The following is a 12,662-nucleotide window of genomic DNA, read 5'->3' on the forward strand; positions in this document are numbered from 1 at the left end:
CGGGACCTCAGTCCCCGCGCTCCGGGCGTGGCAGGGCCTTCGCGAGTGTCGCGGGGCCCTGCACGGCGTTCGCGCCGCGGCCGAAGAACAGCGAGGCCGCGAACGCCACGAGGCCGATGACGCCCGCGAGGACGAACGCCGCGCTCAGGCCGCTCGCGTCGGGCGCACCGGACGCGCCGTCGGACGCGCGGGACGCCACGGTGACGAAGACCGCCGTACCGAAGGCGCCCGCGACCTGCTGCATCGTCGCGAGGATGGCACTGCCGTGGGAGTGCAGGTGGTCCGGCAGCACGTTCAGGGACGCCGTCATCAGCGGGGTCATCATCAGGCCGAGGCCGCCCATGAGCAGCAGGTGGATGCCGATGACCGCCGCCAGCGCGGAGTCCGGGCCGAGCAGCGAGAACAGCCACAGCGAGGCGGCCAGCGCGGCCGCCCCCGGAATCACCAGCGGACGGGCACCGACACGGTCGTAGAGCCGGCCCACGGGGCGGCCAAGCACGCCGAGGAGCAGGCCGCCGGGGAGGACGGCGAGGCCGCTGACGAAGGTCGACGTGCCCATGACCGTCTGAAGGTAGAGCGGCAGCAGGATCGCGGCCGCGCCCAGCATGCACATGAACAGCAGCGCGGACAGCAGCAGGGCCACGGAGAACGTGGGGTTCGCCAGCGGGCGCAGGTCCAGCAGGGCGCGATCCCCGCGTTGCAGGCGCAGTTGGCGCAGGACGAACACGGCGAGACAGACCAGACCGGCGACGATCGGCATCCACGGCGCGACCGCGTGCTCCCCGCCACCGGACTCGCCGATGGAGGCGAGACCGTAGAGGACACCGCCGAAGCCGAGGGCGGAGAGCACCACCGACAGCACGTCCAGCGGCACCTTCCGCGTCTCGCCGTCCAGGCGCAGCCATATCGCGCCGATCACCAGCGCCGCCAGCGCCAGCGGCAGGACGATCCAGAACATCCAGCGCCAGCCCAGCGAGGACAGCACCGCGCCGCCCACCGTCGGGCCGATGGCCGGGGCCACCGCGATGACGATCGTGATGGTGCCCATCATCGCGCCGCGGCGCTCCGCGGGGACCAGACGCATCACCGTCGTCATCAGCAGCGGGATCATCACGGCGGTGCCGAACGCCTGCACCACACGCCCGGTGAGCAGCACGCCGAAGCCGGGCGCGAGCGCGCTGATCAGGGTGCCGGTGCTGAACGCCGTCAGCGATGCCAGGAAGATCTGGCGCGCCGAGAAGCGCTCGAGAAGGAAACCGGTGATCGGGATGACCACGGCCATCGTCAGCAGGAAGCCACTGGTCAGCCACTGCACGGTCGTCGTGGAGACCCCCAGGTCGACGGTGAGGTCGCGCAGGGCGACGCTCAGGATCGTCTCGTTGAGGATCATCACGAACGCGGAGGCGACAAGAACGGCGATGAGGACGCCCGCGCGCGCCGATGTCGCACTCGCGGGCGGGACGGTCGAACTGCCGCCGTCAGCGGGCACGTCCACGCTCTCGACGTTGGTTGGCTGGCTCATGTGGGGCAGTACCTCGCAGGAGTCGGTCGACGTCATGGGCGGGGCCGGGCCCCGTGGGCGGGAAGACGGCGCGCGCACGTAGCACGCACAAAACCCCCAACGGCCCGTCGGCGCACGGCATTCCCGGTATGACGGCGATCACATCGCCGGCCCCTACCCCTGCGGGAAGTCGACACCGGCCGCCCGCAACCGCGCCTCGACCAGCGCGTTCAGCCGGGCGATGGAAGGTGCGTCGTCCTCCCGGTGGCGATTGACCAGCGCGTAACGCGCCGCGCCGTCGGACCCGCCGCGCAGCCCTGTTCCCGCCTCCAGCAGCGCACGGTCGGCCAGCACCTTCTCCGCGAGCGCCGCCGCCAGTTCGTCGAGCCGCGGGTCGTCGGGCGGCCAGGACGCCGCGTCCCAGGCGCGCCGGGTCAGCTCGACGTGCCCGGGATCGTCGAGGAGGTGCTCCAGCCGGGTCAGGAAGGCGTCGAACATCTCCGGGACAAGGGCTCGGGTGAGCACCAGCGCCTCCCGCTGCGTGGCCAAGTAGTCGACGCTGAAGCCGAGTTCGGCCATGCGGTCCAGGACCGCGCAGGCCCGGTCGGGCAACAGGGCACGGTCGCCCTGCGCGATCCGGTGCAGTGTGTCGCGGCGCGCGACCAGGTCGTCGATCTGGTCGGTGAGCCGGCGATGGACGTCGTCCAGGGCGGCGGCGAACCGCTGCGGTTCCGCGTCGAGCAGCTCACCGACCTCGGCGAGCGGCACTCCGGCCCCGGCCAGGGTGCGCGCCTGCACGAGGCGGAGCAGTTCGGCCGAACCATAGCGCCGGTAGCCCGACGTGTCCCGCTCCGGCTCGGCGACCAGGCCGAGCCGGTGATAGTGCCGCACGGTCTTGATGGTGACACCGGCGTACGCCGCCGCCTGACCGATGGTGAGCCCGCCCTTGGCACGCATCCGCCCCCACTCTCCCCGTCTCCCTCGACCCGTATGTCCAACGGGACTTGACCTTGACCTTAGGGCAGGCACCACGCTCCTCGTACTGCCACTCGGGCAGAGGAACAGAAGGAGACGACCATGAGCCAGACCCCGGGCACCGCAGCCGACTTCGCCGCCGGGCCGGACCGTCCGCACCTGCGCGGCCTCCTCCAGGAGATCGTGGACTCCGGCATCACCGGAATCCAGCTGCGGGTGGACGACGAACAGGGCATGTGGGCCGCCACCGCCGGTACGGCGGAGCTGGGCCGCAGCGCACCGCCTCCGGCCGACGGGCACGTCCGTATCGGCAGCAACACCAAGACCTTCACCGCGACCCTGGTGCTGCAACTGGTGGCCGAGGGCAAGGTCGGCCTCGACGAACCGGCCGTCGACCACCTCCCCGGGTTCGACCTCGACCGCCGGATCACGGTCCGCATGCTGCTCCAGCACACCAGCGGCGTGTTCAACCACACCGGCGAGTTCAACGCGGACGGCACCGTCACCCCCGGGATCCCCTCGACCATCGCGGGCAAGGAATGGGTGGACAACCGCTTCCACACCTACCGCCCGCAGGACCTGGCCCGGCTGTCGCTGTCGAAGCCGCCGCGGTTCGAGCCGGGCGCGAGCTGGAGCTACGCCAACACCAACTACGTCCTGGCCAGACTGCTGGTCGAGAACGTCACCGGCCGGTCGTGCGCCGAGGTGACGCGGGAGCGGATCGTGGAACCGCTCGGCCTGACGGGCACGGTGGTGCCGGGCGCCTCGCAGGACATCCCGGAGCCGTACGCCCACGCCTACTACCGGTACGAGGACGCCGGCCACCGGCACACGGTCGACGTCAGCCACCAGAACCCGTCCTGGGTCGACGCGGGCGGCGACATGATCTCCACCACCCGGGACCTGCACCTCTTCATCTCCGCGCTGGCCCGCGGCGAGCTGCTGCCCGCCCCGCTCCTCGCCGAGATGACCGAGCCGCACCCCGTGAGCGGTTTCGGGCTCGGCCTGCGCATCCAGCGGACCGCCCCCGACGGCGACACCCTCCTCTTCCACAACGGCGGGCAGGGCGGCCACGCGGCCCTGATGTACAGCACGGCCGACGGCAGCAGGACCCTGACCGCCGCGCTCAACTACGTGGACGACGCCGAGATGACGCTGGCGGAGCCGTTCGTGAAGGCGCAGGACAGGCTCGTAGAGGCGGTGTTCGGCAGCTGAGCCCGCGCGGGATGCCAGGTGCGCGGCGGTGGCCCGAGGTCGATCACGGTCACCGCCACGCGCGGCGCATCTGCTCGAACCGGCGCGGCAACGGGAAGCCCTCCTGCCCGGCATGACGGGCATTCAGCCGGCCGACCAGCCGGTCCCACGACTGCTGCATGCCGCGCGGGTGAATCGGCATCCCGACGTGGTACAGCGTGCCGTCCGGCCGGTGCGCGGCCCGCACCGTCACGAACAACGCCCGCACCCGGTCGCCCTCGATCGGCCCGTGCATCACCCGCTCCCGAGCCTGAAGCCACCAGCCGAGCACCGTCAGCGAAGCCTCGTCCAGCGGGTACGTGCGCAGGTAGCGGGAACCGCCCGCCGGGCCCGGTCGCGTGTGCCACACCCCGACCCGGCCCGCCCCCAGGTCGACATCGTCGACGGTGACCTGCTGCAACTCCCCCACCCTGGCCCGCCCACCGGTCGCGCGGGCCAGCGTGAGCACACACGCCAGCCGCACCTGCTCCGGCGCGGCACGCCCACGATCTGCCTCGTCGACGACGAGCCGCCAGACACGCTCGGCCGTCTCGAACCGGACCGGGGGGTGGGTCGGGTTGGGGGTGGATGCCATGGCTGGAAGCCTAAGCCCGCCAACCGGCAGCCAGGTTCCCGATTTACCCCTTGTCCGGTCCCCCGTTCACTGTTCGACAACGAAGTGTCTCGTGCCTGTTTTACGTGCACGGGTGGATACCCGAGAGCCGTCACCGACACCCCTCGTCCAGCCTGCGATCACGTATGGCTGCCGGCCCTGACCTCGACGGCGGTGCCGAGGTTCGGCGCCGCGGTCCTGGCGAGTTCTTCGGCGGGGGCGACGTCGGCGCTGTGCGTGACGACGATGGTCGCGGCGGAGCCGGACACGGCGTCGCGCCGCAGGGTTGCGCGGGTGACGGGATACCGGGCGAGAACCGCCTCGTACGCGGCGATCGCCTCGGCCGGGTAGGCGTCGTGAAAATCGGTCTCCACGAACAGCCCCGGTCCGGTGACCCTCAAGACCGTCACTCCGGTGAGCGACCGGTGCCTGCCGCCGTCCGCGAGGAGGTCCCTGAACACCGCCAACGCCGCGTCGGCATCGACCGCTCCGGCCTCGATCCGCCGACGGACGGCAGCTTCCTTCCACGGCGCGTCCTGGATGTCGGCGCTTGTCACCCGGTCGTCGGCGCTCAGCGACCGCCAGAGCGCCAGGACCTCGCCGGTACGGCCCTCGTCCGCGACGACCGTGAAGGTGATGTCGTTCGCCGTGATCCGGCCGGTGACGTGGCGGCGCCGGGCGACGTACGCCCGCAAATCCCCCGCCAGGCGCGTCACGCGCTCGGCCGGCGTGCCCTCGTCGAGCGTCAGGGTGCCGGTGGACGATCCGAGGAACGGCAGCGTGTTGTTCCTGGTGGTGCGGATCCCGGCCACGTCCGGCGTCCCGGCCCAGCGCTCTTCGAAGGTGGCGGCGAGCGCCGAGCCCTTGTCGAGGGCACACCGGCGCAACGCGTTCCGGGCCAGCGCCGACAGGGCGGATGGTGTGGGCAGCCGCACGGTCGGTCGCCTCAGGCGGCAGCGTCGCGGGACACCTGACGCGCCCACAGCACCAGGGGGATCTGGAGCGGCACCCGGGCCTGGGCGGCGCGCCGCAACGGGGCGGGCTTGTCACGCCAGTCGACAGCCATCTGCGCGTTGGCGGGCACGACCGCCACCAGGAACGCGGCCGCCGCGGAGGCCGCGCGGGCCCGCGTCGGCGGCAGCGCGATCCCGGCGGCGAGCGCGAGCTCCACCGCGCCGCTGACGTAGGTCCAGGCGCGCGCCGGTCCCGGCAGGGCACGCGGCACGATCGCGTCGAACGGCTTCGGCATCAGGAAGTGCGCGGCACCCGCCCCGGCGAACAGGCCGGCGAGGAGGTGCGGGGAACGGGCGCGGGGCAAGGGTCCTCCCGGTGGGCGCGAAGCGGCTGACGCGCGATCTTACTCATGGGTAAGAACGGGTGTCGAGAGCACATCGCGCATGGCAGCGGGGAGCGATGCGCTCGCCCCTCATGTCTTGACCCTCACGTGACGTGATGCCGCATGATCGGTGGCGTGGAGGAACACCTGAGCGTGGGGCGCGCGGCCGAACTTGCCGGCGTGAGCGTCCGCACACTGCACTACTACGACGAGATCGACCTCGTACGGCCGTCCGCGCGGACGGCGGCCCAGTACCGGGCCTGTTCGGCGGGCGACGTGGAACGGCTGCGCGAGGTGCTCGGCTATCGGCGGCTGGGCTTCGGCTTGCGGGAGATCGCGGCTCTGTCGGACCGCGGGCCGAGCGGCGGGCGGTGAACCACCTGCGCGACGACCTCTCCTCGGGCCAGTGGGCCGAGCGCAACCGGGACGTCGTCGCGCTCGACGCGGCGGAACTGGGCCTGCGCCTGCTCGTGGCCTGAAACCTCGGAGCGGGCCACCGCCACCTCGGTTCGGCCACGACCGCGGGGCGCCGGTGGCCCGGTTCCGCGCGTGGTCGACCCAGGGCCTGTCGTTTGGATCAGGCCGGATCAGGGAGCGGGGGCTGGTGCGTGCGATCGCAAGGCGGAGGAGGGCGTCGACGCGGAGCGTCGGCAACCGACGACAACGCCGCGAGCGTGCGTGCCAGACCCCGCGAGCCCGGCCTGATCCAAACGACAGGCCCTAGTCCTGGCGGCTGGTCACCTCAAGGAGGTGCCAGCCGAACTGGGTCTTCACCGGGCCCTGGACCTCGTTCACGGGCGCCGAGAACACCACCTGGTCGAACTCGGGCACCATCTGACCCGGGCTGAACGAGCCGAGGTCACCGCCCTGCGCCCGGGACGGGCAGCTGGAGTGCTCCTTGGCGAGCGCGGCGAAATCGGCCCCGGAAGCGAGCTGCTCCTTCAGCTGCTCCGCCTCGGGTTCGGTGGCGACGAGGATGTGGCGTGCGGAAGCCGTAGCCATGGTCTGTTTCCCTTCGAGTCACGTATGCCGACCTCAGCCGTTGTGGGCCGACCCCACCATCAAACCGTGTCCGCTCCCCCGAGCGCACGCCGACCGCCACCGAAGTGACAGGAGTCGTTCCGGACTGTGCGGCCATGTGTGTCGGATGACGACTTCGACGGAACCGTCCACGTACGGCGTGGAGCTGGCGAGCGGCAAGTTCGTCGACTACACGCACGTGCTGTGGATGGACATCATCCTCAACCTCACCTGGATCCTGGCGGTCCTCGGTCTGCTGTGCTGGATCACCTGGGGCTTCCTCGAACGCCGGCACGGCATCCGCGGCGCGGCGCGCAGACACGACGCCAAGGGCGGAAACACGCCCGGACGCCGCCTGACCACCCGGACCGTGCTCGCCGTGCTCTCCGTGGCCGGCTCCCTCGTACAACTCGGCTTCGGCATCGCCCTGTGGGGCCGCTCCGGAGAACAGGGCGACAGCGCGGGGCTGCTGGTGATCTCCGGCGCCCTCTGCCTGGTGGTCTGGCTGTCCGCCGGCGTGTTCTGGCGTCCGCGCAAGTGGCGTGACGTTCCGGAGGAACCGAAGGGCGAGTCCGCGGAGGGAGCCGCGCATGGACGATCCTCGTAGACCTGCACCCCAACGTTCCAGCCGACGAAGCCGGTTCGGCTGACCGTCCGCCCCGACCGAGGTACGTACCCGATGAACAAGGAATGCCGCAGCCAGGTCGAGCCGCACCTGCAACCCGGCGAGCACCTGATCGCCGTCTGCGAGTGCGAGCTCGCGCCAGGGGTGCCGGACATGCCGGGCCAGCTGCGTCGGCCCCCGCGGGAATCCGATCTGGAACGCCGGATCAAGTTGCGGTTGCCGGGGGCCGTGCAACGCTTCCTGCAACCGAGCGCTCCCCAACCCGTCTCCCGCGTCGAGCGCACCTTGGAGGGCGCCGAGCAGGCAGTCGACAACGGCCTGGCGCGCGCCGCGCACGGAGAGGGGCTGCACGGCGGCTGGGAAAGTCAGGCGGGGCAGTTCCTGGTCAGGCATTGCACCGCCGCGCACCTTCCCTCCCCGCGGCTGGCGGTCGCGTTCACCGACCGCCGTGTGCTCGCCCTGGCGGACCGGGCGAAGCCGTGGCAGCTCAAGCGCGCGTACGAACCCCAGTGGGAAGCACCCCGGTCGGCGGTGGCCGGGGTCCGGGCGAACCCCAGGGGCATCACCCAGCGGGGACGCCTCGAACTCGCCTTCGCCGACGGTTCGTGGATCGCTCTGGTGGCATCGGTGCCGACGCACGCGGAACCGTTCGCCGCACAGGCAGGGGCGTAACCACCTCACCTCGTCATGACCTTCGTCACCGAGCGGCGCCATCTTTTTGGATGCATGCAACATCGATCACTGGGCAAGCGGGCGTTCTGAAGGTTTCAACCTTCCCGTCAGCACGGCGCCGCTCCGGCCGGGCGCGCTGTCCACCGGCGGGAAGCCAGTGGAAGGGAAACCGTCTGTGAGCGCAGAGACGACGCAGGCTGCAAGTGGCGCTGATCCGGATTGGAACCCGGAGGCGGTGCGTCGGCACCGTGGGCTGTTCCGGGTGATCGAGCGGCGCCGCAATCCCAAGCTGCGACGCAGTGACATCACGGTGACCGAGGAGCCGGTGGTGCGGCGCGCGGTGAAGGCCGCGATGCTCGGGAACGCCATGGAGTGGTTCGACTTCGGCATCTACTCCTACATGGCCGTCACCCTGGGCAAGGTCTTCTTCCCCTCGGGCAACCCGACGGCCCAGACCCTCGCTTCCTTCGGCGCGTTCGCCGCGGCGTTCCTGCTGCGGCCGGTCGGCGGCTTCGTCTTCGGACCGCTCGGCGACCGCATCGGCCGCAAGAAGGTCCTGTCCCTCACCATGATGATGATGGCGCTCGGCACCTTCGGCATCGGCCTGGTGCCCTCGTACGCCGCCATCGGTATCTGGGCGCCGATCCTGCTGCTCGTCTTCCGCGTCATCCAGGGCTTCTCCACCGGCGGTGAGTACGGTGGCGCCGCCACGTTCATCGCCGAGTACGCGCCCGACCGCAAGCGCGGATTCTTCGGCAGTTACCTGGAGTTCGGCACGCTCGCCGGATACGTGGGCGCGGCCGGTCTGGTCACGATCCTCACGACCGTTCTGGACGACGGCGCCATGTCCTCCTGGGGCTGGCGGGTGCCGTTCCTGGTCGCCGGTCCGCTGGGCCTGATCGGGATGTACATGCGCCTCAAGCTGGAGGACACCCCGGCCTACCAGGAGCTGGAGCGCGAGCAGGAGCGCGGCGCCGACCGGCCGAAGTTCCGCTTCGGTCCGTTCTTCCGTGACCACTGGCGCGCGCTGCTGCTGTGCATGGTCCTCGTCGCCGCCTACGACATCGCCGACTACGGCCTCCTGTCGTACATGCCGACCTACCTGACGGACGAGCTGAAGTACGGCTCCACCGCCGGACTGGTCGCCATCGTCGTCGTGATGATCGTGCTGATGTGTCTCGTGCACCCGCTGGGCGCTCTCTCTGACCGCGTCGGCCGCAAGCCGGTGCTGCTCACCGGCATGGCGGGCTTCGTCGTCCTGACCGTTCCGGCGTTCCTGCTGCTGCGCACGGGCGGGCATGTGGCGATCTACGCCGGTCTGCTGCTGCTCGGGCTGTGCCTGCTGACGTTCCTCGCGACGATGTCCGCCGTGCTGCCCGCGCTGTTCCCGACGGAGGTGCGCTACTCGGCGCTCGCGATCTCCTTCAACGTCGCAGGCTCCCTCTTCGGCGGCACCACCCCGCTCGTCATGGAGGGCCTGACCAGCGCCACCGGCAACAACCTCATGCCGGCGCTCTACATCATGGTGGCCGCCGTGGCCGGTGCGATCGCCGTGCTGTTCGTCAAGGAAACGGCGCGACAGCCGCTGGAGGGCTCCGCGCCCGCCGTCTCCACTCCGGAGGAAGCCGACGAGATCGTGGCCGCGCAGTACGTTCGCGGGCCGCTGTCATCGTCCCCGTCCGATGCACCTGTCACCACCACTGCCGCCGAGGCCGACGACGCCTCGGAACCGGCGGTCGGTGCGCCCGCCTGAGGCAGATCGAACGGATGGTGGCCAGACGCGTGGTGGCGCGGCCGGACGTCCGGTCCGGCCGCGCCACCGCGCGTCTGACGCCAACGGCACTCGCCGGCGCCCTTCCGCCGCTCCTCCGCGCGAACGGGACCCTGCCGGGCCGACGCGCGAACCATCCGCCCCTCCTCAGGCGTTCGCCTCCCGCAACGTCCGGGCCGCCACCTCCAGCCCTTCCAAGCGTCCGAGCTCCTGGTCCTCGTGCTCGATGTTCACCGCCATGTCCGGGTCGATGCGGCGCAGGGCGTCCAGGAAGTCGCGCCAGAACGGCTCGTCGTGGCCGCGGCCGACCGCGACGAAGTCCCAACTCGACTCCGTCGGCCAGTTGTTGAGCGTCCACGGGCCGCCCAGCGCGACCGGATCCCGCGTCACCCGCGTGAACCGGTCGTCGAGGACCCCGTTGACCCGGCAACGCTCGTTGATCCGCGTGTCCTTGGCCGCCGCGTGGAAGACGAGCGGGCCCAGGTCCTCGATCGCCGCGACGGGGTCGATGCCCTGCCAGAAGAGGTGGCTCGGGTCCATTTCGGCGCCGATGTGCCGGGCGCCGGTCCGCTCGACCAGGCGCTTGAGGGTGGCCGGGTTGAACACGAGGTTGTGCGGGTGCATCTCGATGCAGACCCGGACGCCGTGCTCGGCGGCGAGGGCCTCGATGTCCCGCCAGAACGGCACGGCTACCTGGTCCCACTGGTACTCCAGGGAGTCCAGATAGGCGCTGTGCCACGGGTTGACGTTCCAGGCGGGTGTCGTGCCGCCGGGCTCGGCGGCGGGCAGCCCCGACATGGCGACCACCCGGTCGACTCCGAGCAGCCCGGCCCCCCGGATCGCGCGCCGCAGGTCCTCGGCATGGCGCGGGCCTGCCTCCGGGTGGGGGTCCAGAACGTTGCCATTGACGTTGAGGCCGGTCAGCTCCACCCCGGTGGCACTGAAGGTCTTCAGGTACGCGGCCGGGGCGAGCCGCCCCGACAGCAGGTCGTCGACCGGGAGGTGGGGCGTGGGCAGGAAGCCGCCCGCGTTGATCTCGGCTCCGCTCAGGCCCAGGGACGCGATGGTCTCCAGGGCGGCGCGCAGGGGCCGGTCGTGCAGGATCGCGGTGTAGACGCCGAGCCTCATCCGACGAGTTCCTTTCGGATCCGGTCGAGCATGAACGCCGAGGACTCGCGGGCCCGTTCCTCCCAGGCGAAGACGCAGGCCGTGGCGACGCCGTCGAAGTTCAGCTCGCGCAGCGTGCCGAAGAAGGCGTCCCAGTCGACCTCGCCCTGACCGATGTCGAGGTGCTGGTGGACACGGGCGGGTGTGCCGGGCGGGTTCATGATGTAGCGCAGCCCGGACGAGCCCTTGTGGTTGAAGGAGTCCGCGATGTGCACGTGCTGGAGCCTGTCGCCCGCGTGGCGCATCATCGCCGCGATGTCCGCCTTCGGGTCCGCGGCACCGGACAGGTGGAAGGTGTGCGGGGCGCACCCGACTCACCAGGCTCACCGGCAAGTCCGTCGGCATTCTGAAGACTGACTCCTCGCCCCCCTGGCCTCTGATGCACAGGCCGCTGAAGTCGGCGGCCGCTGATCACTGATCACTGATCGCCGCGCCACCGGGAATGCCCGCGAGAGCCGCCACCCCGTAAACCTCTCGAACCATTTACCGCTCGAACGGAGCAGTGTTCGAACGCGTCAAGTAGCGACCCGCCGCAGAAGGGGATTGGCTCACGTGTGCGACGGCACATGCCACGCCAGGCGTTCCACTCGCCGGCGCCGTGCTGTCCCGTCCTCTTGAACTGGGCTGTGCCCTGTTTCCCGCCGGTGCGCTGTCCCGCGCCCGGCCATTCGCCACTGAACGGAGACGTCGATGCCTCTCTGCGAGACTCGCGACGGAGTGGAGATCTTCTACAAGGACTGGGGAAGCGGCCGGCCGGTCGTCTTCATCCATGGCTGGCCACTGAACGGCGACGCGTGGCAGGACCAGCTGAAGGCCGTCGCGGATGCCGGGTTCCGGGGCATCGCGCACGACCGCCGCGGTCACGGACGCTCGACCCCCGTCTTCGACGGCTACGACTTCGACACGTTCGCCGACGACCTCAACGACCTGCTCACCTCGCTGGACCTGCACGACGTCACCCTCGTCGCGCACTCCATGGGCGGGGGCGAACTCGCCCGGTACATCGGCAGGCACGGCACCTCGCGCATCAAGTCCGCCGTGCTGCTGTCCGCGATCCCGCCCCTGATGATCCAGGGACCGGACAACCCCGAAGGTGTGCCCGGATCGGTCTTCGACTCGATCAAGGAGGGGATCCTCAACGAGCGCTCGCAGTTCTGGAAGGACACCGCGGAAGAGTTCTTCTCCGCGAACCGGCCGGACAACAAGGTCACCCAGGGCAACAAGGACGCCTTCTGGTACATGGCGATGGCACAGACCATCGAGGGCGGTGTGAACTGCGTCGACGCGTTCGGGTACACCGACTTCCACGAGGACCTCAAGAAGTTCGACATCCCGCTGCTCGTCGTGCACGGCGACGACGACCAGGTCGTCCCCATCGACGCGACCGGCCGCAAGACCGCCGAACTCGTCCCCGGCGCCGTACTGAAGGTGTACGAGGGTGGTTCGCACGGCATCGCGATGGTGCCCGGCGACAAGGAGCGCTTCAACCAGGACCTGATCGAGTTCCTCAAGTCCTGAAGCCCTGAATGTCCCGGGAGTCCTGCCCACCGGGACGGTTCGGCCGTCCAGAGGATTCTGACGGTCCCGAATGCTCTGACGGCACCCACCTCTCCCTCCGGGGCCGTTCGCGCCCAGCCCAGTGCCGGCAGCTCGCGAGCGGCCCCGCTCCCCCAGCACGTCAACCACCTCGACGCCCACGCCCGGTCCGTCCTCGACGACGAGCGAGCGAAAGCCCGACTTCCAACGGGA

General features: G+C 70.7%; 12 protein-coding genes and 2 pseudogenes. 6 read left to right on the plus strand and 8 right to left on the minus strand.

The features are described from left to right. Nucleotides 1-7 precede the first annotated feature (7 nt). Together ACYBSK_RS23730 and ACYBSK_RS23735 are read right to left on the minus strand one after the other, a co-directional pair. Complete coding sequence (locus tag ACYBSK_RS23730) at nucleotides 8-1,522, minus strand: DHA2 family efflux MFS transporter permease subunit (protein ID WP_460243240.1); 1,515 nt, start codon at nucleotides 1,520-1,522, stop codon at nucleotides 8-10. A gap of 153 nt (nucleotides 1,523-1,675) precedes the next feature. Continuing rightward, nucleotides 1,676-2,458 carry a MerR family transcriptional regulator gene (locus ACYBSK_RS23735; RefSeq protein ID WP_457479248.1) on the minus strand — a complete coding sequence of 261 codons (783 nt, stop codon included), beginning with the start codon at nucleotides 2,456-2,458 and terminating at the stop codon, nucleotides 1,676-1,678. Between the two features lie 120 nt (nucleotides 2,459-2,578). On the opposite strand from ACYBSK_RS23735, the gene ACYBSK_RS23740 reads away from it, so the two are divergent. Then, complete coding sequence (locus tag ACYBSK_RS23740; protein ID WP_460243241.1) at nucleotides 2,579-3,691, plus strand: serine hydrolase domain-containing protein; 1,113 nt, start codon at nucleotides 2,579-2,581, stop codon at nucleotides 3,689-3,691. A 49-nt stretch (nucleotides 3,692-3,740) separates the two neighbouring features. On the opposite strand, the gene ACYBSK_RS23745 is transcribed toward ACYBSK_RS23740, so the two are convergent. The 3 genes from ACYBSK_RS23745 to ACYBSK_RS23755 form a co-directional block, all read right to left on the minus strand. Continuing rightward, a complete protein-coding gene (locus ACYBSK_RS23745) occupies nucleotides 3,741-4,304 on the minus strand; it encodes a tyrosine-type recombinase/integrase (RefSeq protein WP_460243242.1) in 564 nt (187 codons plus the stop codon). A gap of 158 nt (nucleotides 4,305-4,462) precedes the next feature. Then, entirely contained in the window at nucleotides 4,463-5,257 is a 795-nt protein-coding gene (locus ACYBSK_RS23750) for a hypothetical protein (RefSeq protein ID WP_460243243.1), read from the minus strand. Nucleotides 5,258-5,268: 11 nt separating this feature from the next. Further along, the gene (locus ACYBSK_RS23755) at nucleotides 5,269-5,640 is read right to left on the minus strand and encodes a DoxX family protein (protein WP_460243244.1); all 372 of its coding nucleotides are present in this window, start codon (nucleotides 5,638-5,640) and stop codon (nucleotides 5,269-5,271) included. Nucleotides 5,641-5,811: 171 nt separating this feature from the next. Between ACYBSK_RS23755 and ACYBSK_RS23760 the strand changes: the two are divergent. Then, a pseudogene (locus ACYBSK_RS23760) lies at nucleotides 5,812-6,009 on the plus strand (MerR family transcriptional regulator); the annotation flags it as partial. 369 nt (nucleotides 6,010-6,378) lie between these two features. Here ACYBSK_RS23760 and ACYBSK_RS23765 read toward each other — a convergent pair. Then, the gene (locus ACYBSK_RS23765) at nucleotides 6,379-6,660 is read right to left on the minus strand and encodes a peptidylprolyl isomerase (protein ID WP_457479253.1); all 282 of its coding nucleotides are present in this window, start codon (nucleotides 6,658-6,660) and stop codon (nucleotides 6,379-6,381) included. 145 nt (nucleotides 6,661-6,805) lie between these two features. Between ACYBSK_RS23765 and ACYBSK_RS23770 the strand changes: the two genes are divergently transcribed. From ACYBSK_RS23770 to ACYBSK_RS23780, 3 genes are all read left to right on the plus strand, one after another. Continuing rightward, nucleotides 6,806-7,285: a hypothetical protein gene (locus tag ACYBSK_RS23770; protein ID WP_460243245.1), complete on the plus strand. Its 480-nt coding sequence runs from the start codon at nucleotides 6,806-6,808 to the stop codon at nucleotides 7,283-7,285. Between the two features lie 72 nt (nucleotides 7,286-7,357). Then, entirely contained in the window at nucleotides 7,358-7,975 is a 618-nt protein-coding gene (locus tag ACYBSK_RS23775; RefSeq protein ID WP_460243246.1) for a hypothetical protein, read from the plus strand. 175 nt (nucleotides 7,976-8,150) lie between these two features. Then, entirely contained in the window at nucleotides 8,151-9,728 is a 1,578-nt protein-coding gene (locus tag ACYBSK_RS23780; protein WP_457479256.1) for an MFS transporter, read from the plus strand. A gap of 165 nt (nucleotides 9,729-9,893) precedes the next feature. Here ACYBSK_RS23780 and ACYBSK_RS23785 read toward each other — a convergent pair whose 3' ends face one another. Further along, nucleotides 9,894-10,874 (minus strand): sugar phosphate isomerase/epimerase family protein, encoded by a 981-nt coding sequence (locus ACYBSK_RS23785; protein WP_460243247.1) that lies wholly within the window; start codon nucleotides 10,872-10,874, stop codon nucleotides 9,894-9,896. Beyond that, nucleotides 10,871-11,221, minus strand: a pseudogene (locus ACYBSK_RS23790) (TIM barrel protein); the annotation flags it as partial. The gene ACYBSK_RS23785 and the pseudogene ACYBSK_RS23790, both read right to left, overlap by 4 nt. Before the next feature lie 382 nt (nucleotides 11,222-11,603). Between ACYBSK_RS23790 and ACYBSK_RS23795 the strand changes: the two are divergent. After that, nucleotides 11,604-12,431 carry an alpha/beta fold hydrolase gene (locus ACYBSK_RS23795; protein ID WP_460243248.1) on the plus strand — a complete coding sequence of 276 codons (828 nt, stop codon included), beginning with the start codon at nucleotides 11,604-11,606 and terminating at the stop codon, nucleotides 12,429-12,431. The last annotated feature ends 231 nt before the right edge of the window (nucleotides 12,432-12,662 follow it).

It is taken from the genome of Streptomyces sp. BYX5S, assembly GCF_054724165.1.

What these genes read in the sequence shown, in the direction of transcription:
- ACYBSK_RS23795 (WP_460243248.1), top strand. Translation starts at nt 11,604, where the DNA reads ATGCCTCTCTGCGAGACTCGCGACGGAGTGGAGATCTTCTACAAGGAC.
- ACYBSK_RS23745 (WP_460243242.1), bottom strand. Translation starts at nt 4,304, where the DNA reads ATGGCATCCACCCCCAACCCGACCCACCCCCCGGTCCGGTTCGAGACG.
- ACYBSK_RS23785 (WP_460243247.1), bottom strand. Translation starts at nt 10,874, where the DNA reads ATGAGGCTCGGCGTCTACACCGCGATCCTGCACGACCGGCCCCTGCGC.
- ACYBSK_RS23730 (WP_460243240.1), bottom strand. Translation starts at nt 1,522, where the DNA reads ATGAGCCAGCCAACCAACGTCGAGAGCGTGGACGTGCCCGCTGACGGC.
- ACYBSK_RS23770 (WP_460243245.1), top strand. Translation starts at nt 6,806, where the DNA reads ATGACGACTTCGACGGAACCGTCCACGTACGGCGTGGAGCTGGCGAGC.
- ACYBSK_RS23735 (WP_457479248.1), bottom strand. Translation starts at nt 2,458, where the DNA reads ATGCGTGCCAAGGGCGGGCTCACCATCGGTCAGGCGGCGGCGTACGCC.
- ACYBSK_RS23740 (WP_460243241.1), top strand. Translation starts at nt 2,579, where the DNA reads ATGAGCCAGACCCCGGGCACCGCAGCCGACTTCGCCGCCGGGCCGGAC.
- ACYBSK_RS23775 (WP_460243246.1), top strand. Translation starts at nt 7,358, where the DNA reads ATGAACAAGGAATGCCGCAGCCAGGTCGAGCCGCACCTGCAACCCGGC.
- ACYBSK_RS23765 (WP_457479253.1), bottom strand. Translation starts at nt 6,660, where the DNA reads ATGGCTACGGCTTCCGCACGCCACATCCTCGTCGCCACCGAACCCGAG.